The sequence below is a fragment of the Acidovorax sp. NPDC077693 genome, assembly GCF_044542805.1.
Lineage (GTDB): Bacteria > Pseudomonadota > Gammaproteobacteria > Burkholderiales > Burkholderiaceae_C > Acidovorax.
This window is the reverse complement of record NZ_JBITVD010000004.1, coordinates 367801-387197: the sequence shown is the minus strand read 5'-3', so window position 1 is coordinate 387197 and position 19397 is coordinate 367801. Positions and strand designations below refer to the sequence as shown.

General features: G+C 64.6%; 25 protein-coding genes and 1 pseudogene. 3 read left to right on the top strand and 23 right to left on the bottom strand.

Features of this window, described 5'->3' with window-relative positions:
- Positions 1 to 156: 156 nt before the first annotated feature.
- Positions 157 to 582, bottom strand: coding sequence for a hypothetical protein (locus ACIGHN_RS07740; protein WP_156370746.1), 426 nt, complete (start codon positions 580 to 582; stop codon positions 157 to 159).
- A 239-nt stretch (positions 583 to 821) separates the two neighbouring features.
- Here ACIGHN_RS07740 and ACIGHN_RS07735 point away from each other — a divergent pair, with 239 nt between their 5' ends.
- Positions 822 to 1220, top strand: a complete 399-nt coding sequence (locus ACIGHN_RS07735; protein ID WP_396503911.1) for a DUF6228 family protein — start codon at positions 822 to 824, stop codon at positions 1218 to 1220.
- A gap of 193 nt (positions 1221 to 1413) precedes the next feature.
- On the opposite strand, the gene ACIGHN_RS07730 is transcribed toward ACIGHN_RS07735, so the two are convergent.
- The 19 genes and pseudogenes from ACIGHN_RS07730 to ACIGHN_RS07640 all read right to left on the bottom strand — a co-directional run bounded on the left by ACIGHN_RS07730 (position 1414) and on the right by ACIGHN_RS07640 (position 13563).
- Positions 1414 to 2061, bottom strand: a complete 648-nt coding sequence (locus ACIGHN_RS07730) for a hypothetical protein (protein WP_056417861.1) — start codon at positions 2059 to 2061, stop codon at positions 1414 to 1416.
- 760 nt (positions 2062 to 2821) lie between these two features.
- Entirely contained in the window at positions 2822 to 3910 is a 1089-nt protein-coding gene (locus ACIGHN_RS07725; RefSeq protein ID WP_396503923.1) for an Arm DNA-binding domain-containing protein, read from the bottom strand.
- 38 nt (positions 3911 to 3948) lie between these two features.
- The gene (locus ACIGHN_RS07720; protein ID WP_396503910.1) at positions 3949 to 4203 is read right to left on the bottom strand and encodes a hypothetical protein; all 255 of its coding nucleotides are present in this window, start codon (positions 4201 to 4203) and stop codon (positions 3949 to 3951) included.
- Positions 4204 to 4490: 287 nt separating this feature from the next.
- Positions 4491 to 4760: pseudogene (locus ACIGHN_RS07715) on the bottom strand (ASCH domain-containing protein); the annotation flags it as partial.
- On the bottom strand, positions 4753 to 6633 hold the full coding sequence (locus ACIGHN_RS07710; RefSeq protein WP_396503909.1) for a DNA cytosine methyltransferase: 1881 nt from the start codon (positions 6631 to 6633) through the stop codon (positions 4753 to 4755). The pseudogene ACIGHN_RS07715 and the gene ACIGHN_RS07710, both read right to left, overlap by 8 nt.
- Positions 6630 to 6905: a hypothetical protein gene (locus ACIGHN_RS07705; protein ID WP_396503908.1), complete on the bottom strand. Its 276-nt coding sequence runs from the start codon at positions 6903 to 6905 to the stop codon at positions 6630 to 6632. Before ACIGHN_RS07705 ends, ACIGHN_RS07710 begins: the two co-directional genes overlap by 4 nt.
- Positions 6905 to 7126, bottom strand: a complete 222-nt coding sequence (locus tag ACIGHN_RS07700; RefSeq protein ID WP_396503907.1) for a hypothetical protein — start codon at positions 7124 to 7126, stop codon at positions 6905 to 6907. The genes ACIGHN_RS07705 and ACIGHN_RS07700 overlap by 1 nt, the downstream gene beginning before the upstream one ends.
- A 3-nt stretch (positions 7127 to 7129) precedes the next feature.
- Positions 7130 to 7339 carry a hypothetical protein gene (locus ACIGHN_RS07695; protein WP_309822192.1) on the bottom strand — a complete coding sequence of 70 codons (210 nt, stop codon included), beginning with the start codon at positions 7337 to 7339 and terminating at the stop codon, positions 7130 to 7132.
- 137 nt (positions 7340 to 7476) lie between these two features.
- Complete coding sequence (locus ACIGHN_RS07690; protein ID WP_396503906.1) at positions 7477 to 8268, bottom strand: DNA adenine methylase; 792 nt, start codon at positions 8266 to 8268, stop codon at positions 7477 to 7479.
- 14 nt (positions 8269 to 8282) lie between these two features.
- A complete protein-coding gene (locus tag ACIGHN_RS07685) occupies positions 8283 to 8510 on the bottom strand; it encodes a hypothetical protein (RefSeq protein ID WP_396503905.1) in 228 nt (75 codons plus the stop codon).
- Positions 8511 to 8515: 5 nt separating this feature from the next.
- Entirely contained in the window at positions 8516 to 8791 is a 276-nt protein-coding gene (locus ACIGHN_RS07680) for a hypothetical protein (RefSeq protein ID WP_396503904.1), read from the bottom strand.
- On the bottom strand, positions 8785 to 10755 hold the full coding sequence (locus ACIGHN_RS07675; protein ID WP_396503903.1) for a replication endonuclease: 1971 nt from the start codon (positions 10753 to 10755) through the stop codon (positions 8785 to 8787). Before ACIGHN_RS07675 ends, ACIGHN_RS07680 begins: the two co-directional genes overlap by 7 nt.
- Before the next feature lie 2 nt (positions 10756 to 10757).
- Positions 10758 to 11141, bottom strand: a complete 384-nt coding sequence (locus ACIGHN_RS07670) for a hypothetical protein (RefSeq protein ID WP_396503902.1) — start codon at positions 11139 to 11141, stop codon at positions 10758 to 10760.
- 11 nt (positions 11142 to 11152) lie between these two features.
- Positions 11153 to 11656: a replication endonuclease gene (locus ACIGHN_RS07665; protein ID WP_396503901.1), complete on the bottom strand. Its 504-nt coding sequence runs from the start codon at positions 11654 to 11656 to the stop codon at positions 11153 to 11155.
- Between the two features lie 11 nt (positions 11657 to 11667).
- A complete protein-coding gene (locus ACIGHN_RS07660) occupies positions 11668 to 12066 on the bottom strand; it encodes a hypothetical protein (RefSeq protein WP_396503900.1) in 399 nt (132 codons plus the stop codon).
- A complete protein-coding gene (locus ACIGHN_RS07655) occupies positions 12066 to 12377 on the bottom strand; it encodes a hypothetical protein (protein WP_396503899.1) in 312 nt (103 codons plus the stop codon). Before ACIGHN_RS07655 ends, ACIGHN_RS07660 begins: the two co-directional genes overlap by 1 nt.
- Before the next feature lie 85 nt (positions 12378 to 12462).
- The gene (locus ACIGHN_RS07650) at positions 12463 to 12786 is read right to left on the bottom strand and encodes an ogr/Delta-like zinc finger family protein (protein ID WP_396503898.1); all 324 of its coding nucleotides are present in this window, start codon (positions 12784 to 12786) and stop codon (positions 12463 to 12465) included.
- Positions 12787 to 12883: 97 nt separating this feature from the next.
- Positions 12884 to 13366 (bottom strand): hypothetical protein, encoded by a 483-nt coding sequence (locus ACIGHN_RS07645; protein WP_396503897.1) that lies wholly within the window; start codon positions 13364 to 13366, stop codon positions 12884 to 12886.
- Complete coding sequence (locus ACIGHN_RS07640; RefSeq protein ID WP_396503896.1) at positions 13366 to 13563, bottom strand: hypothetical protein; 198 nt, start codon at positions 13561 to 13563, stop codon at positions 13366 to 13368. Before ACIGHN_RS07640 ends, ACIGHN_RS07645 begins: the two co-directional genes overlap by 1 nt.
- An 89-nt stretch (positions 13564 to 13652) precedes the next feature.
- On the opposite strand from ACIGHN_RS07640, the gene ACIGHN_RS07635 reads away from it, so the two are divergent.
- Both ACIGHN_RS07635 and ACIGHN_RS07630 read left to right on the top strand, forming a co-directional pair.
- Entirely contained in the window at positions 13653 to 14090 is a 438-nt protein-coding gene (locus ACIGHN_RS07635; protein ID WP_396503895.1) for a helix-turn-helix domain-containing protein, read from the top strand.
- Between the two features lie 9 nt (positions 14091 to 14099).
- Entirely contained in the window at positions 14100 to 14870 is a 771-nt protein-coding gene (locus tag ACIGHN_RS07630; protein ID WP_396503894.1) for a WYL domain-containing protein, read from the top strand.
- A gap of 403 nt (positions 14871 to 15273) precedes the next feature.
- On the opposite strand, the gene ACIGHN_RS07625 is transcribed toward ACIGHN_RS07630, so the two are convergent.
- Genes ACIGHN_RS07625 through ACIGHN_RS07615 form a run of 3 tightly spaced genes read right to left on the bottom strand, consistent with a single transcriptional unit; the run spans position 15274 to position 19364 of the window.
- Positions 15274 to 16314: a contractile injection system protein, VgrG/Pvc8 family gene (locus ACIGHN_RS07625; protein ID WP_396503893.1), complete on the bottom strand. Its 1041-nt coding sequence runs from the start codon at positions 16312 to 16314 to the stop codon at positions 15274 to 15276.
- On the bottom strand, positions 16314 to 16766 hold the full coding sequence (locus ACIGHN_RS07620) for a phage tail protein (RefSeq protein ID WP_396503892.1): 453 nt from the start codon (positions 16764 to 16766) through the stop codon (positions 16314 to 16316). Before ACIGHN_RS07620 ends, ACIGHN_RS07625 begins: the two co-directional genes overlap by 1 nt.
- 9 nt (positions 16767 to 16775) lie before the next feature.
- Positions 16776 to 19364: a phage tail tape measure protein gene (locus ACIGHN_RS07615; protein WP_396503891.1), complete on the bottom strand. Its 2589-nt coding sequence runs from the start codon at positions 19362 to 19364 to the stop codon at positions 16776 to 16778.
- Between the last annotated feature and the right edge of the window lie 33 nt (positions 19365 to 19397).

The window sequence follows — 19397 nt, the reverse complement described above, 5'->3', positions numbered from 1 at the left end:
GAACTCTTCGGGATATGGCTGCTTTGTCATGGCACCTCCTATTGGGCCTCAGGTTTGAGGCTCGAAGGTGTCTAGTTCAGCCGGGGCGATTCAGTCTGCCCCACAGCGAGGGACGCTAGCGGGCCAATGCAGTCTTTAGCTCTATCTGCAAGTGCTTTAGTTGGGCACTTTCACTCTACCAACCTCTCGACCGTCAACGCGCACGATTAGGTGTGTTCCAGACCAGATAGCAGTCGGTTTACTTTTCATCGACTTGATTTCCCCAAGGTGGACGACAGTAAGCAATTGGCAGTCATCGTTGAGAGGCCCGCATGCGTAGTACCAGCCAACAGCTCTGATAATTCCCGACCCTTGCATACCGTAGAACGCGACGATTCGTCCCGCCTCACCCTTTCGGACTGGCTTACTTTCAACTTCATAGTGCGGATATGCCTGAGCAAACCATTTTTTTGCCGCTTCAAGATTTGAAAATTCAGCGGGCTCCGTTTGCGCGAAACCAGCGGATGCAGATAGCGCAAAAGCCGACACGATGACGCTCCGAAGCCAACGCTGCTTTTTGCCTCCATAGGCCAACTTGGTCATATACAGTGCTAAGCGAAGTTGATGTCACGGTCGTGGGGCTGCTGTTGGCCGAATTCTGACCCACAGCGAGGGGCGCTAGCGGGGCCCGCAGCAGACGCTGGGCGCCCAGAACAAAACCTATCATGGCATTCGCACACCGGCCTATTCCTAGTCCGATACGTGCAGCCAGAGAACCCGGGCCTTGCGATGTTGAAGCGATACTTGTCTAGGCTGAGTTTCCAAATTGCCGAGCGTTTTACATGCTGTCTATCAAATCTACCTCGTCAAATCGTGAGTTGCAAATCCGCAGGGGCCAGGGCGGCTACTTCATCGTTGAGATATTGGGACATCGCGTAGCCGCCCAAACAGAAGTTTGGATTGACGACGACGCCCCTAGTTTGGGGCGCTTTTTTACTGATCTTGGCGCGAAAAAAGCACCTTGGAATAGCGCTCTCGAATGGGGGTCACTTGAAGGCGATCTTTACTTCTCTGTCACTTGCACATCGCTTGGGAGTGTGACATTCGACATCCGCCTCGAGGGCATGCCTGGAGCGCCGGAGAAGTGGAGTGTGCACGCCGGACTTGAGACCGAGTTCGGGCAACTCACAAGAATCGCTAGCGAAGCGCAGGAACTGGTGGAAGCCAAAAGCGCCTACTAACTGGATCTCGTCTGGAAGCTACATAAGCTTCGCAAACTAACCGCTGACATACCAGTTGCTCGCCCGCTATTAGGCACCCGCAAACGGCTGCTTTTGGCCGAATTCTGCCCCAAGCAAAAAGGCCCCGACATCACTGCCGGGGCCTTTTGTTTTTCAGAGCCAGGCGCACACCTGGCTCGCTTCATCGTGACGCTCAGGCCGCCGCAGCCGCCTCAGCCTCCGCACGCTGCAGCCGCATCGCCTGCACCGGTGTGAGGTACGCCCGCCCCGCGAACGGCCCCAACTGCAGCGGTCCCAGCGCTTCGACCTCAGGCTGCTCTTGGGCTTCAGGCAACTGCTTGGCCACCGCCACCAGCCGGTTCCACACGAACTTCATGCGATGCTCCCGCGCGTCCTGCACATGGCGTTCGACCTCGACAGCATCCGATACATGCGCCAGCAGCGCCAAGGCCCGAGAAAGCCTGTCTTCGGACGCTGCCAGGGCCTTGAACACCTCCAGCCGTGCATAGGCCGCATAGGCCATGTCATGGGCGTTGGCATAGGACTGCGCAGCACGCGAAGCACTGGCCCGCAGGGGCAGCGCAGTGCGCTCCGAATCAGCCAGCGCCTCGCGCAGTTCTTCGGCAATGGCCACTGCGTCGTTCTTCTTAAACAGAGCGTCTTTCACGGCCTTGGTCTTCTCGTAGTTCGCAGCCGCGAGCAACTGCTTGAACTCCACGGTGGCGGCCTCTGCCGTGGCCTCATGGGTGGCGATCTTGCTGCGCAGGTCCGCATGGCGCTGCATCAGCTCCGCGTACTCCTTGCCCGCGCCTTCATTGAACTCCGCGCAGGCCTTGAGCAACGTCTCCAGCGCGCTGTCGTAGGCCGCCTGGGCTTGGGCCAGCTCGTCGTGAATCGGGGGTGATGTTGTGGATTGTGGTTGTCTGTGGATGAGTGCATGCCTCTATGGTCATGGACGGACGGCCGTGGACAAACGAGTGCTGCATGTGCGTGCGCTCTAAACATGCTGAAGTTGGGCGAAGTGGGCGGGTCGGACGCCGAAAGGCGGACTTTGGGGCCGGTGGTCAGCTCGCCGCTTGGTGGGCTTGGTGGGTTTGGGGGGGTTGTGGACGGCTAATCGCACGCACAAAAAATTGGCTCAGGGGCCGGAGAGGTTAGGGCGTCCGGTCAGGTTTGGGGGCACAAACCGGAGTGGCGGGGGGCACATCCGGGCCGAACTGGGGGCACAACCGGCGGGCGGTTGGTGGGTTCGGTGGGTTTCAGGGGCTTGTTTTGGCCTGCTGGCGCGAAAAAGAACGCCCTCTGCCATGGGGCATCTGCGCCTCTGGTGGGAGCAGAAAAGAAATGTGCCCCGCTTTTGAAAAATGTGCCCCCAAATGTGCCCCCAAGTTGCGCGGATGGGGGTGGATGGGGCTGGACGGGTGCGGACAGCTAAGTTGCTGATTTCAAAAGGGAAATAAAAAAGTCCGGAAGAGTTTGGACTCTTGCGGACTGGCCACTGGTCCCTTCGACAGGAATCGAACCTAAAAACGCCCGAAACTGGCTGAATTCGGCTGAATCTTTACCTGTGGCGGCCTTAAAACCATGCTGCCAAATTCGGTTTAATTCGTTGTCCCTGTCCCGTTTTTTGTCCCGGTCTTGTCCCCCAGGAAGGCGTCCAGCTTGCGGCGCTCTGCCCCTTGGTCGGCGCCCTGAATCCACCGGCTGTACACGCGGAAGAACATCTCGGGCGAGTGGCCCATCTGCATGGCCACCCACCCAGGTGTTAGGCCGGCCATCAGGCACATGGTGGCGAATGTGTGCCGGGTCTGCCGCGCGTCGCGCGTCCGCACCTTCGAGGCCTTCACCGCCGGCTTCCACCAGCTGCGCAGTGGCTCGTCGGTGGTAGTGAACGGCGCGCCCTCGTCAGACGTGAAAACGTGCCCCGCCGGTACCGCCCGTTTCCCCATTGCGGCGCGCTGTCGCTCCAGGGCCTGCAGCGCCCTGGCTGACAGCTCCACGTTTCTGGCGCTCCATGTCTTGGTGCCCTTTTCCTGAAAGCGGGTAAGGGCCGCGTCCACCTTCATGTAGCCGGTTTTCCGGTCCACCTTGGACCAGCGCAGGGCGATCAGCTCGGAAGGCCGCAGCCCCGTGAAGAACGCCACCTCGAAGTAGTTGCGCGGCGGCCCAGCTGGCAGCGCGGCCAGGATGGCGTCCACCTCGTCCATGGTGAACGGGTCAGGGCCTGGGCTCTGGTGCTTGCGCATTTCCACCGCCTCGAAAAGCGGTTCGCGCAGCAGCTTGGCCTTGTAGCCGTACTCCAGCACCTGGCGCAGCACGGTGGCGCTGTTGTTGAAGGTCTTGGGGTTCGCTGGCATCTTGGCCAGCATCGCCATGGTTGCCCGGTAGTCCAGCTCCACGATGCGCTTCTCGCGCCAGTCGTCAAAGTGATAGCTGGAAAGCACCTGTTCGTAGTGGTGCGCTGTGCTGTGCTGCACCTCGGGCGTTTTGATTTTCAGCCACTCGGTGGCGAGCTGCTGGAATGTGAGGCTCGGCGCGTCGCGCTTCACGCGTGGGCTGTCGGGGAAGTAGTCCGCCAGCGAGAACGTGCCGCGCTCGATCTTGCCCATGATCTCGGCGCGCAGCCGTTCGGCGTACTTGATGTTCGCCGGCGTCGGTGGAAGGTCCAGGCGTTCTTTCCCGAACCCCACCGTTCGCAAATCAATCTGCAGGTGCTGGTCTCGAATAACTACGCCGGCAGAAGGTTTGCTTGTAGCCCGTGGCATTGCGGTGTCTTGCGCCGGCCCCGCTTGCTTTGGATGCTCGGGCGCTTGTCGATGAAGTTGTACAGCTCTTGAAGGTCGATCATCTTACGGCCCTCAAACCACTTCCAGACGGTGCGCTCTGGCCACTCCCCCGACAACCCCGTGCGTTCGTGAAAAAATGAACAAGGCAGGCCGGTTTCCTCGGATGCCTTTTCCACTGTCACCCAGCGCAAGCTCATTGCGTGCCCCCTTGTCTCTCGATTCCTTCCATGTTCTGGCCAGCTGAAACGATGCGTTCAAGCTCGGCCACGAACTCCCCATGTGAAAACTGGTAGCGGTTGGCCAGCAGTCGGCGGATTAGATAGAGCGTGTCGGCGCTCAGGTCCGGAGCCGCTTCATACAGCGCCTTCCCCAGCTCCTTTTCTTGCTCGCTGGCAGCGAATTCGCGCACCCACCGGCCGCACCACACGTCGCGGTGGTTGCCGCCCACTGCATACCCCCAGGGCTTGGCGCTGGTCATTGGCGTGGCCACGTCGATGGCGAACACCTCCACCGGCTTGCCCCCGAAGTGCGGGTGCGTGATGGTTGTCTCACGGAACCCGCGCCACTCGCGCACCAGGCGGCGGCTGTCGTCGCCTGCTTTCGGGTAGCCCTTGGTCAACACCACGCGGTCAAAGGTGCGGCCTTCGAGCCGGCGGCGCCAGTAGGGCGTGCGCTCGCGGAATTCCTCCACCTTGGTGCCCTGGCGGATTTCCTCAAAGTAAACCGCCTTGAGTGGCAAAACAAGATCAGCCATTTACGCCCCCTTCCCGCGCCACCGCCAGCGCCGCCACCATCGGCCGCACCCAAATGGGCGTGCTGCCCAGCACGAATGTCTCGCCGTTTTTCGCCAGCAGGATGGTCTGGCCCATCACCGTGCCGATGGCCTTGGCCGACTTGCGCGGCACCGCGTTGCCGATGGCCTCGCGCCAGCGCTGGTCGCTTGGTCCATCCAGCACAAAGCGCTCGCCTCGATCAGCTGGCCCGCCAGCTGCGAACCATTCCTCGGGGTCGATGAAGCTCTGCAGCGCCGCCAGCTCCAGGGTGGTGAATGGCCGGTGCCATGTTCCATCCAGTGACCTGATGCGCGCCACCAGCTTGTCATTGGCCGATGGCATTGCGGGCGCTGCGGCCACCGCAGTGGCACCGCCGGCCGGCCTGGGGTCGGCCACGCTCCACGGCCCGTTGTCATGGCAGGCCGAAGCACTGACCGCGCCGGCCGGGTCCGAGTAGTGCACCACGCCATAGTGTCCACCGGTCAGGTAGTGGTCGCCCTTCACGCGCTTGATGTTCGGGCGCGGGTCGGCCACCGCCACCGCGCCTTCGCCGGAAGTGCTGCCCGCGATCACTGCCCGCGTGGCATCGGCCCACGGTGTGACGTGCCACTTGCCGTGCAGCTGCGCGGGGTCATCGCCCGCACGCGGGTCGGCCACAGCCTGGCCGGAACCGTGCGCGCTCGTCACAGCCCGCGCCGTCCGGTCCCAGGCCACGATGCGGTATTCGTTCGAGTGCTTGTCGGGGCCGCCGTGCCGTGGGTCGGCCACGCTGTACGCGCCCTGCAGCGGCCCCTGCTGGCCGGCCACCGTGCCGGTGGGCTCGCCCCAGCTGCGCACGCCCAGCGCCTGGCCATCCTTCCACGCGGCCGAAGGTGCAAAGCGCGGGTCAGCCACGGAAAAATCGCCATTCGTCGGCCGGCTCTTGCCTGTCACGGTGCCGGATGGCTCGCCCCATTCCTTCACACCCATCACGCCGGGGTAGCACTCTGGCACCATCAGGAAGTCGCGCAGGTTGCCATCTTCCACCGCCAGTTTGTTCAGGCTGCGCCAGTCGCTGCCAGCCTCCACGAACGCCAGGCGCACCCAGGTTTTCCACTGCAGCGCTGGCACGCGGTGCATGGGGCCGCCCATTGGGTCGCCTGGCAGTGGCATGTGGCCCAGCACTTCGCCCACCGAACGCAGCGCGCGCTTGGGCGGTTCATACAGGAAGGGCGGCACCTTGCGCACCAGGCGCGCCACCAGCAGGAACCGGCGCCGGCTTTGGCCCAGGCCGTCGCCCAGCTCGCCGCAATCGTGCGTTGTCTCGGCCGTGGCGTAGCCGTAGTGCTGCAGCATCCCCACAATCTGGTCCAGCAGGTGCCGGCCGCGCGTTGCGATGCGGGGCACGTTCTCGAACACGATAAGGCCTGGCAGATCGTCCGCGAAGGCCTCCAACATCAGCCACACACCGCGCAGCGTCAGTTCGTTGAGCGCTTGGTACTTCGGCGTGGCCGCCCGTGTTGGAGACTGCAGGCCGGAAAACCCCTTGCACGGCGCCGACAAAAACACAATGTCGGGGAACTGCCACTGCGCAGCAGCGCGCACCGTGTCGGCCGTGGCTTCGCGCCAGCCCTCGGGCGGCATGTGGCCATGCCAGGCCAAATACTGCTGCAAGCTGAACAGGTCCACGCAGGCTTGCGGGACACCGTTCAGCATGAGGAAGTCAGCGCACGCGCGCCGGTCCACGTCGATTCCACCCAGCAGCACCATCTTGCCCTTGATTGCGCCGATGCTCGGGTCCGCATCCTTGAACCCGGCCGCGCCGGAACCGGACCCGCCGAACAGGTGAAAGTGGGTTACTTCTTGCGGCTTCATTGTTTGCGCCCTTCCAGCGTTTTCATCAGTGCGTTGTGAATCACAGGTTCGTCCCCTGGGTAAGCTGGCCATAGCAGTGCACGTTCTTCGTGGTGCTTTCCATAGCGGGCAAGCTCGGACAGCAGTTCGGCGGCGCGAGCCACGAACACATCGCCGTCAGCTGGTTCAAATTCCGGCGCGTAAATGTCCACGCCTTCCCCTGGCGCGCTGCACTCAACCATCCCGCGCAGGATGGGCGCCAGCTTCGAGGCCTCTGCAATAAGTCGCTCCATCACTTCACCTCCACACGCTTGCCCAGCACGATTCTGTGCACCACCGCGCCTCGGCTGCGGTGCTGCAGCTCGGGGCACTTGTACGGGTCGCCGGTGCGCCAGTCGATGCGCTGGGGCGCGGCCACGGCGCTGGGATAGGTCACGCGCTCGGCCTGGCGAATGCGTGCCCACTTGTTCGGGTCCACGGGGTGGGCCAGGGCGGTGTCTTTGCGTTGCGTCATCGTTCAGCCCTCCACCCGTTCCACGCGCAGCACCTGCTTGCCGGTGGTGATGTGGGCTTGCGCTTCGGCCTGCTCGGCGGTCGCGGCTTTCAGGCGGATGGTGGGCAGCTGGCCAGCGTCGGCCAGGTCTTCCACGTCTGCCGCGTTGACGTGCTGCGGCACAAGGTGGGCGCGGTAGCTGCGCAGCGGTTGGATGTTGTGAAAGTGGTTCATGTGCGTGCTTTGTTGAAATTCGTCCTGGCCTGGCCGTCTTGCCTCTGGAGCTGCCTGGGCCGGTGTTTGGCGATCGGGCACCGCTGGCGGTGGCGGTGGTGCCGCATCGCCCCTTGTGTCGAGGCCTTCACCGTCATCTATGCCGATGGGATACCCTCGCTTTTCGTGGCGATGCTCGAGTACTCCATCGCCGGCGCTGCCGGTGGTGGACCCTCGTCTGCCTTGGCGATGCTGGCCAGGATGAACTGGCGTTCAAGATCCGGCATCGCCAGAATCTTTGCCACCCAGCGAGATGCCTTGCGCTTGATGCGCTCGCGCTCTCGAAAGCTGCCGCCGATGTAGCGCAGGTCGTGCGGGCGGATGTTCTCGGGGTCGTAGTTCATCCACAGCGACTCGGTGGCCACCCCGCGCCGGGTCATCGCCTGAAAGTCCCGGCGCGCCCATCCTGACGATGCTGCAGCAGCGTCATACATGGCGCTGCGGTACCCGGACAGCGCGAACAGCGCCCCAGCTGCTGACAACGCCGGAAGCACCGATGCCACCAGGTGGCGGTGCGTGGCGTCGCTCATTTCAAATTTGTAGAGCGCCAGGTCTTTGCGCGTGCTGTGCAGGTACGGCGGGTCAAGGTAGAAAAACCACCCGGCAAGATCCTGCATCGCCAGCTTTTCCAGCTCTGGTACTGCATCGCAGCCCATGACGGTGGCCGCCGGCATGGCCGCCTGCAGGCGATCAGCCATGGCCGGGTCGCGCTCCATCAGGATGGTGCGGCCGGCTGGTTTGATGCGCCTGGCGATGGCGGCCGAACCCGCGAAGGCTTCGACGTACACCGCGTGCGCCGGGATCATGCTGATGATGGTCTGGTACACGCCGGCGCCGTTCTTGCCCCCGGCGTACCGCATGCCCTTGTGGCCCTGTGCTTTTTGGTCCATGGCGTCCACCCGGATCAGCTGCAGGCCACCAGCTGGAGCTGGCCTTGCGCTGGGTTGGCGGGTTGCACGCTGCTGGCCAGGCGCCGGCGGCGGCGTCCTGGGCGGGCGGCCTCGATGCGGGCGCGCTCGGCCTCGAACACCTCGCGCAAGTAGTTCGGCGTGGCGGCGGCGGCGTTGACGTAGCCGCCGTGCAGGGGGCGCTTGTGGCAATGCACGCGCGGCTCGATGCGGGTTGCGTTCATGGTCATCACTCCTTTGTGGTGGTCGTGTGGAAAAGGTCGGCGCGCGTCACGCGCACGGTGGAAAGGGCGGTCAGCAGGTCGGCCAGCAGCTCGGCCGGCGTGTCCAGCACCTCGCGCTTCATCTGGTCGCGGGCGGCCTGGCTGTCGGCCATGTCGTCGCAGCGCCGGCGGGCGGCCAGCAGCACCTGGGCCTGCAGCGGCGTGGGCTTGCGGCCGGTTTCGGCCATGCGGCTGCGCGCCTCGGTAGCGGTCGTGTGCTTGGGTGCTTGTTTTTTCAGCACTGCAATGCCTCCGCGAATCGTTGGGAGCGCACCGCGCGGAAATGGGCCACCACCTCGGGCGTGCACCAGTCCTCTATTTCGTGGTCGCCGCGCCCAAAAAGAGCGCGGGACAGCTCGCCCGTAAGGCGGGCCGTACAGTTATTGAAACCTGTCCAAGCGCGCGGCAGAGCCGCGCGGGCCGTGGCGGTGCCGTCGCCCTGCGCTTGTCCAGCTGCATCGCCTTCGTTGCCTACCTGGGCCGCGTGCGTGCTTTCAGCCTGCACTGGCACCCAGGCAAGCCGGCGGGACACCAGCCAGTGGCCGCGCATGCGCCCACGCTGGGCCTGCAGGCCCACGATGCGGCCCACCTTCACCACCTCGCCGTACTTGTTCACCGTGCCCGGTTCCGGCGTGCGGTGGGCCGTGCGCAGGTGCCAGCACTTGCGCGGCAGGGCATGGCCGCCCATGGCCTCCATGAACAGGCGCCAGTCGGCCCGCAGCACTCCATTGCGGTGGCAGGCCTGTGCGGCGCGCACTGTCGCGCGGTCGCCCTCGCTGGCGAACAGCTCCAGCTGGTCGGGCGTCACCCGCCGCAGCTCGCGCCACACCGTCACGCTGGGCATGCCGATGGTTTGGAACTGGCGAATACCCCAGGTCGCTGCCCAGGCGTCCACGCGCTTGTGGCCTGGCTCGGATTCCTTCACGTTCTTGGGGTCGGTCGGCCCCAGGTCCAGCTGAATCTGCTGGCCGTTCACCACGTCCATGTGTTCAGCCAGGGCCACATTGCCCACGCTCTTGGCGATGTACTTGGCCACATAGCCGGCGGCGCCGCCCTTGACCATGCGCTTCACGTTCACGCGGTTCTGCACGGCCCCGCGCTCGGTGCCGTCATCGCTCAACCAGTAGTGGCGCACCCAGCGCTCTATGGCCTGGGCGCCCGCTTCGTCTTCGGCCCACACCAGGGCGTGCCAGTGCGGCGTTGCATCGTGGTGCGGTTCGGCCACGCGCAGGCCGTACATGCGCACACCCTCGCGTGCCAGTGCTGCCCGCGTCTTGGCCCACTTGTCGCGCAGCCACAGCTGGCCGTCGCGCGGGGTGGCGCCTTGGTACTTCTTGTTCGGGAAGGGCCGACCACCGCTGCCCAGCTTCACCGGGTGAAACCGGCTCGGCAATGTCAGGGTCAGGAACAGGCCCACATGGGCGCGGCTGTCCGCGTATTCCTCGGCGCCCCTGATGCGCGTCATCAGCTCGCCGCCCCGGATGACTGGGTTTGCCGTGCCCAGGGCCGCCAGCTGGCGCAGGCTGTACTTTTGGCCCGCTTCGTTGCGGTACACCGTGCGGCCCAGCGTTTCGTCATTGCGGCGCAGCTGGTCCTGCCGGCGGTGCAAACCCACATTGCTGACATACCCGCCACGGCGGGCGTTCACCAGGCCCAGGCCCACGGCGCCGGCCTCTACAACGCGCGCCACATGCACGCGCAGCCGGCGCCGCCACCAGGCCGCATCCTGGGCGCGCTTTATGGCGGGCTCGCCCTCGATGGGCTTGTCTTCGCCCACACCCACGCAGCGCACCAGCAGCCGGATGGAATCTACCCGCGCCGCCAGGCTGGCACCTTGGCCAATGGCCAGCGCGTCCAGCTCGTCCGCTTCGGCGGCCAGCTTCTTGGCCATCGCGCAGATTTCGTAATCGTCAAGGTTCCACAGGCTCGCCTGGCCGAAGTCGTCCTCGTAGTCGGCCACCGCCTGCAACAAATCCCAGGCCTTCGCCCACTCGGGCGGTTCATGCAGCCATTCGTCGTCGGACCGATGGCGCGCCAGGATGGGTGGCACCTCGGGCGCCAGGCGCTCGCGCACGGCCGCCTGCCAGGCCGCTGGGGCGCACCGGATGACGCGCTCCAAGTGGTCGCGCGCCATCAGCGGCGTGGGCTTGTTCTTGTTCCAATCCGCCAGGCTGGCGTTGGGGAGCTTGCGTGGAATCGTCGGCATGACTAAATCCGCGCCGCCAGGGCAGTCAGTCGGCCCAGGTGCTTTTTCGCACCGCGCACGATGCCGCGCAGCGACTCACGCTCAGGCGGTGGCATTTCCCGCCAGTCGCGGGCGGCCAGGCTTTCCAGGCTCTCGGTGTCGTCACCTGCGCCGGCCATCATCACCAGGGCCATGCGCCACACCATCGGTATTCCGCGCCATTCACGCGATGCCGCGTCCACAAACCGGCCATCGCTCGCAATGCGCACAAACTCGTCGCGCAGCTCGGCCTGGCGGCGCAGGTGTTCATTGCGCACGAACGCCGAAACGTGGGCGCAGTGGTCGGCCACGGCCGCCGGTGCACCATCGTTCACGGGTTCCGCGCCCACCTGCTCAGCGGTCGCCATCGCGTGGAGACTCACTTGGCGGCCCCCACTTCATCAGACAGGCCGAAAAAGCTGCACAGCCGGATGCCCCAAGCCTCGCTCCAGGCCTTGTTTTCCTCGTATTGGTCCAGCAGCTCGCCTGCTCTGTGAATGCTGGTTACCGCCCCGCAGAGCGTTCCCGACTTCACCTGGGCGCCGCTATGGCCCATGTACCGCTCCACCAGCGACCGCAGGTACATGCCGCTGTTATCAGTCATGAACATCAGCACAACCCAGTGCGGGGTTGCATCAAGATGCGGCTCCACAAGGCGCAGCCCATGCGTGCGCTCTCCGACGCGCTCCAACACGGCGCGCATCTTTACCCACTGTTTCAGCAGCCACAGCTGGCCGTCGCGCGGTGTTTCCCAGCGGTGGCCAAAGTTCGGCAAACCATGCCGCAGGGGGTGAAACCGGTTCGGCAGCGTGATGGTGAACATCATGCAGTGCAGGCCCTGCGCCTCTGCCTCTTTCGCCATGCTGGCGAACCTCTCGCGCATCGCTTGGCTGCTCATTCTTCGCCGCCCCCAGCGCTTTGAAAGCTCACAGACTCAACCGGCACCAGCCAGGCTTTCTTGCACTTGCCTTTCAGGTTCCACCTGTGGGCCATGTGTTCAAACCTTGGGCCGAAGTCGGTGCAGTCGTACAGGCGGTTCAGCCATTCGTGCACCTCCATGCGGGGCCGCGCGTCGAACTCCAGCAGCGCCAGCGCGCGTTTCAGGTTTCCGGCGTCCAGGCGGCGCAGCTCTGTCAGGTCGAACTGAAAGCGGTCCCCGTTGTAGAGGCCCAGCAGCATGCACGCTGCAACGCGGGCGGCGCTGTGGTCTTGCGTGGTGGCCAGGATGAAGAAGTGCGACAGCGCCTCCATGGGGTCGCCAATCTCGCGTTTTGTTGCGGTCGTTTCAGTCATCACAGCCCCCAGCGCGCCTGCAGCGCTTCGGTTACTTCACGCGCACGCTGTGCGGCCTGCTTGAGCGCATCGCCCAGCTGGTCGGCGTCATCGGGCGTCAGGTCGGTGAAGAAATAGGCCGGGTGGTTCGCGTGCTTGAGTTCCACCACGGGCAGCTCGCCCTTGCGGCAATCGCGCACCGTCATGCACAGCAGGTATGCGTGCGTGTGGCGCTCGGGGCCGCGCTCGGTGAAGCGCGTAACGTGGTGAATAGGCTCGCCGTGCTGCTGGCGGTGGTTGCCGTGCTGGTCAATCAGGGGCGGTGTGGTCATGGTTTCGGCAAAAAAAGGGTGAACAAATCCCGCAGCGCCTCCGAACAGGCGCCACAGGGGCGGGGTGGGTTGGGTTGGTTAGCGGCTAGCCGGGGCTGGCCAGTGGCAGCAGGGCGTCGAACAGATCACCGTGCGGCCGGGGTGCCAGGGGGCGGTAGTCCGCCTCCGGCATGCGCTGCAGCTGCTCTGACAGCGTGCCTTTTCTGATGTGACGCGAAAGCGGCAGCACCACCTTGGGGTCTGGTGTGGCGCTCGGGCTGATGGTCCGGTTGATTTCCGTTACGGCCGCGAACACATGCCCGCACTCGTCGTTGTCGCAGCGGAACACCGTCTCGCGGCTCGTAATCGTCACCTCGGCGCTGGTGCGCGTGTAGGCCCATTGCCGGCAATGCGGGCACCTCATCTTCATGTGGCGAACCCCTCAGAAGAACAGCAAACCGTGAAGCAATCCACAAACTGGACGTGCGCTTGGGTTGCATGGCGTTGGACCATCGAGCAGCACATGGTCAAATCAAATCACCTGCCACCACGTCCGCGCCTGCCGCTTTGTGCAGGTACTTGGCGGCACCGATCAGCATCGCAACGTCACAACCAGAAAGAAGGCAACCATGCGCACGAAGCTCATTGATGGGACAAGCCCACGCCCCGACGACCAGCAGATAACGGCCGCCGTCGAAGCCGAAGCCGACCGCCAGTTCGGCGGTGGCAGCATGGAGTTCATCATCGGCGTGCGCAACGCCAGCGGGCAGCTTTACCGGGCCTTCGGCGCTCAGGGCATGGGGGAGTTCGTCCGTGCGTGCGAGGCCCTCAAGGGCTTGGGGTTGGCCGACGAACTGGACGGAAAAGAAGGTATGCGCGAAGGGTGCGACTCCATCTTTGCCTGATGCGTCAACCGCCCGGCGTACTTCAGGGCTCAAAGTCTTCAAAGCAGCCTTGAGCATGGTCCGCGCCGTGCTGGCGTCCTGCGCGCTGATGTTTCCGGCCTGCATCACAGCGCCCCCTGGCTTTTCAGCAGGTTGATGCCGGCACGGTAGGCCAGCAGGGCAAGATTGGCGGCGCTGCGGTTCTGTTTGTGCGCCAGCTCGAAGGCCTCCACGCGCTCTTGCTCGGTCAGGCGCAGGGCGATTGGCTTTGCATTCAGCAGCGGGGCCGGCTTGCGATCACCGGAACAAGCGGTGGTGTGCATGGTGGTCATGTACGATCTATGCCAAGTAGTTACAACGTGGAATGCATTGTGGTGGTCAATCGGCCACATGTCAATACTTTGGTGGTCAATTGTCTGATTTTTCTTCCCGACTCAAAGACGAACGCAAGCGGCTCAAGTTGAGCCAGTCGCAGCTAGGCGAAGCCGGCGGCGTGTCAAAAGACGCTCAGCTGAACTATGAAAATGGGTCTAGGAGCCCTAGCGCCGGCTACCTTGAGTTGATTGCGGATGTTGGCGTTGACGTGCAATTTCTGCTCACTGGCAAGCGCAGCAGCCCTGATTCCATGCCCGAGGAAGTGCTGACGTTGTTGCGCGCCTATGAGGCGTCAAGCGAAGATGGCCGGCGCGCTCTGCAGATGGTTGCCCTACTGGCCATCAAGGCCGCCCCCACCAGTTCTGGCGAATCCAGCCACACCGTGACCATCGGCGGCGATGTTGGCCAGCAGGTCAACGGGGATCAGACCGTTACCGCGCCCATGACATTCAACGTGGGCGGCAAGCGCAAGTAGGCATCGCGAATGACCGATGCACAGGGCCTTTTCATGGTGGCCAGCATCCTGGCCGGATGGGTCTTTGCGCAGTTCCAAATCGTCGCCCTGTTGCAACGCAAGGGGCGCAGCAAGGCATTCGGCCATTTCGTTGGGGCCTGTGTTTCTTGGCTTGGCGCATTTGCAGGCCTGCTGATTTCCGGCGGCCTGATGGGTGTAGGCGATACGGCATCCATTGCAACGCGCGTCACGCTCCCGCTGATTGGGTTGGCGGTCCTGGCGCCGTTCGTCTATTTCGGCCGCGCGGCCAAACGCCAGGCGACTGCAGGGGTGGTGCCAGCGCCCGCAGTGGAGCCAAAACCATTTGCAGCGCTCGCGCACATTGCCAGCGCAGCAGTGATGCTGCGAACCAAGCTCCGGCAGCATGCCGATGCGGCGCGGCAAGCAATGCGGAGTCGGCCACCTCCAGAGCGCGAAAAGACCGCCATGGCGAAGACCGATCAGCCAGCAGGCGCCGCGCCATTGCTGCCCGCTGATTTTGTCTTTGACTACATCGACCGGGACGGTGTTATCACCTCGCGCTCTGTGCTGGCCTGCCGCATCGAGGCAAGCGATAGCAACCACTATCTCACAGGCTTTTGCGAAGAACGGCGCTCGGAGCGCTCCTTTCGGTTTGACCGTATCTCTGGCCGTCTGCGCGTGAAAGACACCGGGCGCTTTGTTTCATCGCACGAACTTCTAGCCGCGAATCCCGCCCCCTCCCAGGTGGTGTTTGACCGCTCCTACTTTCGCAAAGGGTAGGGGCCAATCCTCGTCACCGTGATGCATGGCAAACCCGGCTCTTTTCCCTTTTACCAACCCGTAAGCAAATGAAAGAATCCTTTGCAAGATTTTTCAGAAGCCTAGGGAGACGCGGTGCAAGGGAAGGTGGTAGTTCGCCGGGATGCCGGCCAAGTCGTCGCCGGCAATGCCGTGACCAATATCGAAAATTACGTGGCAGCGCACCCCAGTCGGTGCGTGCTTGCTGTGGCTTTTTTTTCGGCGTAAGCGTCACGCTTGCGTGTGTGGCCGGCACGCTCCAGCCGGCTGATGATTCCTGTTACTTCGAGGGCCGCCGATACTCCCCCGGCGCCCTGGCCCTGATGGGCCGCGCTGAAATGGCCTGCATGGTGAAGGACGGCACCCCCGCCTGGGTGCGCCCCGCCTACTGATTGGCCGCCTTCTTTTCTGCGGCTCGGGTTTCCAGCTCCAGGCGGGTGGTCAGCCCGTTATCCCCCAGGGTGTGCGTCAGCTTCACCACCAGCCAGTCGGTGGCGTCGATCACGTCTTTGAACCCGCGCAGCGTCACCGGCGCGCGGGGCACAAGGTCGGGCCGGCCCAGGGCCAGGGTCAGCTCCATGGTGGCTTTGCCCCGCTCGATGCGCCCGCGTTCGGCACGCGCGGCGGCCATGGCGTCGGCCTCGCTGCCGTAGGTGTCTTTCAGCCGCTTCTCGTTTTCTTCTTCGCCCACCAGTACGCTGCGCTTTTGGGCGCTGTTGGGGTCATGCCAGTAGGCGCGCACCCCGCTGTAGACGTTGCGGTCGGCGCTGTGGTAGCGGTGCTGGTCGCCGGCCGCGCGGGTGATGGTCAGCGCCGCTATTTCCTCGCCCGTGGCGCCGCGCGTGCTGCCGATGGGGGCGAAGTACAGCCGCCCCTTTTTCACCGTGGCCACCGCGTCGTACTTCTTGGCCAATCGGGTCAGAAAGTGCAGGTCGCTCTCGTTCGTCTGGTCGATGTGGTCCACGCGGGTGCTGGCCAGCGTGTCGTCTATGTGCGGCTGCAGGTTGTTGCGGCTGGCGATGCTGCGCACGATCTGGCCCAAGGTCTGCCCGTGGTAGCTGCGCTCGGCGCGCGTGCGCAGCTGGCGCCGCATTTCCGCGCTGCGCGCCCTGATGGTGATGGTGTCGGGCGCGCCGTGGTGTTCCACCTCGTCAATTTCAAACGACCCCTTGTCGTTCAGCGTGCTGCCGTCCCAGCCCAGGCCCAGCAGCAGCTCGGCCCCCTTGGTGGGCAGGTTCATGCGGCCGTCGCTGTCGTCAATGGTCAGGTCCAGCTGGTCGGCCTCGTCGCCCCGGCTCTCTGTCAAGGTCAGCTGCACCAGGCGCGGCTCCACCCGCTTGGAAATGTCCCGGCCGTCGATGACCAGGGAGAACGCCGGCGCGCGGTGTAGCTGGTTGGTCTGCAGGTAGGTGGGCTCGGTTGCCATCACAGCCACCATTCCCAGCCGTCATCGGTGGGCCACGGGTCCACCCCGCCCGATGGCTCGGCGCGTTCATCGTCCACGGCCGCCAGCTGCAGCTCGAACTCGATGCGGCGCGGCGCGCCGTTGTCCATCAGCACGGTGCGGGTTTCGGTCAGGTTCTCGATGACCCACGCCCCGAACACCTCGCCCGCGCCCGACACCAGCGCCCAGGCCTTGCCGCTGTTGGCCATTTCGCGCAGCTGCAACAGCGTGCGCGTGGACCCCTTGAACTCAGGCGCCAGCACGCCCGACAGCGTGATGGTGTCGTTACCCGGCCCCAGGGACTGGCGCGCCGGCTTCACGCCCACGCGCGAGTTGCTGGGGTGGCGCCACTCGCTCTGCCGGCGCAGCGTGTCAAAGGGCAGGGTGGCCAGGCCGAAGGCGAACTGGCCCAGGCTCATCATGTTGGATTGCATGCGCTGGCCTCAATCAATGTCGTGAATCTGCGAAAGCACGCGGCTTTGCTTCTGGCGGGTCTGGCGCTCGAACTCGGCGGCCACTGCGCGCGCAATGGCCCGCTCGTCCTGGCCCGGTGCCGCGTTGATGGTGATGCTGATGTTCATGGCCCCCGCGCCCACCGGCGCGCTGGCCGGTGCCTGTGCCATCAGCGGCCCCCGGTTGTCGATGCGCATGGCTGCAGCATCGGCGGCCATGGGCATGGCAGCACCTGCGGCCGTGGCCATGGCCAGGGCCGCATTGCGCACAGCGCCCTGGCCCCCTTGAATGCCGATGGCCGCGCCCTCGCTGATCCAGCCGCCGTACTGCATGAACAGGCGCGAAGGGCTGGCAATGCCCAGCTTCTCGGCAAACCAGCTGGCGGCCGACTGCGCCACACCCACCACTGCGTCTTTCACCCACACGGCGCCGGCGGTGATGCCGTTCACCAGGCCCTGAATCATGTTGCTGCCCAGGGTGCTGAACCGGGTGGGCAGCTCGATGCCCAGCGTGTCCAGCGCGAAGGCCACCACCGAGTACAGGATGCCCAGCGGCGAAAAGTCGGCCAGCAGCGCCGCCCACTCGCGCACGCCACCCGAAAGGGCTTCTTTCACCCGGCCCACCACACCTTCCCAAATGGCCACCAGGCCGCCTTTGATGCCCTCCCAGTTCATGTACACCATGGTGGCGCTGGCGGCCAGCGCCGTAAATGCAAGGCCTAGCGGTGTAGTCAGCAACGCACGGCCCAAGAACAGAATGCCACGCCCCACGCCCAGCGCTGCCATTTTCAGCAGGCCAAACGCACGCGCCAGCAGCCCCGGCCCCGCTGCAGCGCCGGCCATGGTCAGGCCCATGCGCGCCAAGAAGAAGCGCGCCAACAGCATCGGCCCCAGCACCGATGCGATGGACAAGCCCAGCGCCCCCACACCAATGGCCAGGACCGACAGCACCCCCACCACGCGCAGGGCCCACTTCACGGCCGTTTGGTTCTCGCGCGTCCAGGCGCCGATGCTGTTGGCCAGCTCGCCCAGCTTGTTCAGGATCAGCACCAGGTCGGGCGCGATGGTGGCGCCCATGTCTTTCAGCATGTTGGTGAAGCTGCCCTGCGCCGCTTCGGCCGCTGCGCTCAGGGTTTTGAGCTGGCTGTCCACGCGCTTGCGCAGGTCGGCCTGAGCCTCCATCTTGGCCACCACCTCGCGGTATCCGTCCAGGCCCTTTTTCATCATGGTGCCCAGCACTTCGTGCGTTTCCGCATCGTCCCCGAACAGCTTCTTTATGGCCGCGATCCGCTTCACATGGTTGGTCATGCCCTTGAGCTTTTCCAGCTGCTGGAACATGTTGTCGAACCCTGCAAATTGGCCCTTCTTGTCATAGAACTGCAGGTTGATGCCCTCGCTGGCAAGCATGCTGTTTGCCTTCGCCAGCTTGCCCTCGTCCATAGACAGCTGCGCCACCTTTCGGATGGCATTGCCGGCGGCCTCGCCCTTCATGCCGGCCTGGTCCATCATCACCAGCATGGGGGCGAGCATGTTTACAGCTTCCAACCCCTCTTTCCCAATCAGAGGCATCACTGCGGCCATCTTGGTAAAGCCCTGCAGCATGTTGGTGGGGTCCACGCCCAGGTAATAGGCGCGCTGGATGGTGTCCATCAGGCCCATCATGTCGCCCTCGGCCGTCTGGGTGGCGTCCTGCATCTTGGATGCGAACTCTGCAGCAGCCGTCACCGGCATGCGCAGCTGAATGCCCAGGTAGGCGGCCGATTCACCCAGGCCGCCCAGGATGGCTTTTGAGGTCATGCCCTGGCGGCGCAGCATCGTCATCATTTCGATGAAGTCCGCGGTTGTGCCTGGCAGGCGATCCCCCAGGCGCGTGGCCAGGTCCAGAATCTGCTGGAACTCAGGCCCCACCGCGCCGGTGTTCGTCATCATGGACGCACGCAGCTGGGTTTCGGCGTTCTCGGCGGGCATGAACGCCCCCACCACCGAACGCAGCGGCCCCGCCATCTTGTTGCCGCCGGCCATCAGCGCCGCGCTACCTGCGGCCATCATGCCCACGTGCATCATTTCGCTGCCGTGCTTCTTGCGCAGCTCGGCCAGCTTGCGCTGCTGCTCGCCCATCTTGGCCAGCTCGGCCCGCTGCTTGGCCATGGCGGCCGTGGCGCCGTCAATGTCGGTTTTCAGTCGGGCCTGGGCGGCGCTCAGGTTGCCGGTGATGCCCATTTCGTTCAGCTTGCGCCGCGCGTCGCCGGCCACCACGCGCTGGCGGTCCAGGGCGGCGGTCAGTTTGGCCACCGCGTTTTCCTCTCGCGCCATGGCGGTGCGTGATGCGTCGCCACTGGCGCGCATGCCAGCCAGCAGCGCCTGGCGCTGCTTGAGCTGGTTGTTCAGGCGCTGGAACTCAGCAGCCTGGGTTTGCACGTTCGTGACGGCCGCTTGCTGGGCGTTCAGCTGCTTGAGCTGGTCCTTGGCGGCCTTGAGCGCGCGGGCGGTTTCGGTGCCGCCGGCGCTGATGCGTTTCAGTGGGGACAGTACGCGGTCCACCAAATCGAGGACCACGCGCAGGCGCAAGTTGTCAGCCATGGCGGCCCCCAAGGGCGCCACAGCGTGCGCGGT

Excerpts from the sequence above, each read along its gene's own strand:
- ACIGHN_RS07740 (WP_156370746.1), bottom strand. The coding sequence starts at position 582 with ATGACCAAGTTGGCCTATGGAGGCAAAAAGCAGCGTTGGCTTCGGAGC.
- ACIGHN_RS07735 (WP_396503911.1), top strand. The coding sequence starts at position 822 with ATGCTGTCTATCAAATCTACCTCGTCAAATCGTGAGTTGCAAATCCGC.
- ACIGHN_RS07720 (WP_396503910.1), bottom strand. The coding sequence starts at position 4,203 with ATGAGCTTGCGCTGGGTGACAGTGGAAAAGGCATCCGAGGAAACCGGC.
- ACIGHN_RS07710 (WP_396503909.1), bottom strand. The coding sequence starts at position 6,633 with ATGAAGCCGCAAGAAGTAACCCACTTTCACCTGTTCGGCGGGTCCGGT.
- ACIGHN_RS07705 (WP_396503908.1), bottom strand. The coding sequence starts at position 6,905 with ATGGAGCGACTTATTGCAGAGGCCTCGAAGCTGGCGCCCATCCTGCGC.
- ACIGHN_RS07700 (WP_396503907.1), bottom strand. The coding sequence starts at position 7,126 with ATGACGCAACGCAAAGACACCGCCCTGGCCCACCCCGTGGACCCGAAC.
- ACIGHN_RS07695 (WP_309822192.1), bottom strand. The coding sequence starts at position 7,339 with ATGAACCACTTTCACAACATCCAACCGCTGCGCAGCTACCGCGCCCAC.
- ACIGHN_RS07690 (WP_396503906.1), bottom strand. The coding sequence starts at position 8,268 with ATGGACCAAAAAGCACAGGGCCACAAGGGCATGCGGTACGCCGGGGGC.
- ACIGHN_RS07685 (WP_396503905.1), bottom strand. The coding sequence starts at position 8,510 with ATGAACGCAACCCGCATCGAGCCGCGCGTGCATTGCCACAAGCGCCCC.
- ACIGHN_RS07675 (WP_396503903.1), bottom strand. The coding sequence starts at position 10,755 with ATGCCGACGATTCCACGCAAGCTCCCCAACGCCAGCCTGGCGGATTGG.
- ACIGHN_RS07670 (WP_396503902.1), bottom strand. The coding sequence starts at position 11,141 with ATGGCGACCGCTGAGCAGGTGGGCGCGGAACCCGTGAACGATGGTGCA.
- ACIGHN_RS07665 (WP_396503901.1), bottom strand. The coding sequence starts at position 11,656 with ATGCGCGAGAGGTTCGCCAGCATGGCGAAAGAGGCAGAGGCGCAGGGC.
- ACIGHN_RS07660 (WP_396503900.1), bottom strand. The coding sequence starts at position 12,066 with ATGACTGAAACGACCGCAACAAAACGCGAGATTGGCGACCCCATGGAG.
- ACIGHN_RS07655 (WP_396503899.1), bottom strand. The coding sequence starts at position 12,377 with ATGACCACACCGCCCCTGATTGACCAGCACGGCAACCACCGCCAGCAG.
- ACIGHN_RS07650 (WP_396503898.1), bottom strand. The coding sequence starts at position 12,786 with ATGAAGATGAGGTGCCCGCATTGCCGGCAATGGGCCTACACGCGCACC.
- ACIGHN_RS07645 (WP_396503897.1), bottom strand. The coding sequence starts at position 13,366 with ATGCAGGCCGGAAACATCAGCGCGCAGGACGCCAGCACGGCGCGGACC.
- ACIGHN_RS07640 (WP_396503896.1), bottom strand. The coding sequence starts at position 13,563 with ATGCACACCACCGCTTGTTCCGGTGATCGCAAGCCGGCCCCGCTGCTG.
- ACIGHN_RS07630 (WP_396503894.1), top strand. The coding sequence starts at position 14,100 with ATGACCGATGCACAGGGCCTTTTCATGGTGGCCAGCATCCTGGCCGGA.
- ACIGHN_RS07625 (WP_396503893.1), bottom strand. The coding sequence starts at position 16,314 with ATGGCAACCGAGCCCACCTACCTGCAGACCAACCAGCTACACCGCGCG.
- ACIGHN_RS07620 (WP_396503892.1), bottom strand. The coding sequence starts at position 16,766 with ATGCAATCCAACATGATGAGCCTGGGCCAGTTCGCCTTCGGCCTGGCC.
- ACIGHN_RS07615 (WP_396503891.1), bottom strand. The coding sequence starts at position 19,364 with ATGGCTGACAACTTGCGCCTGCGCGTGGTCCTCGATTTGGTGGACCGC.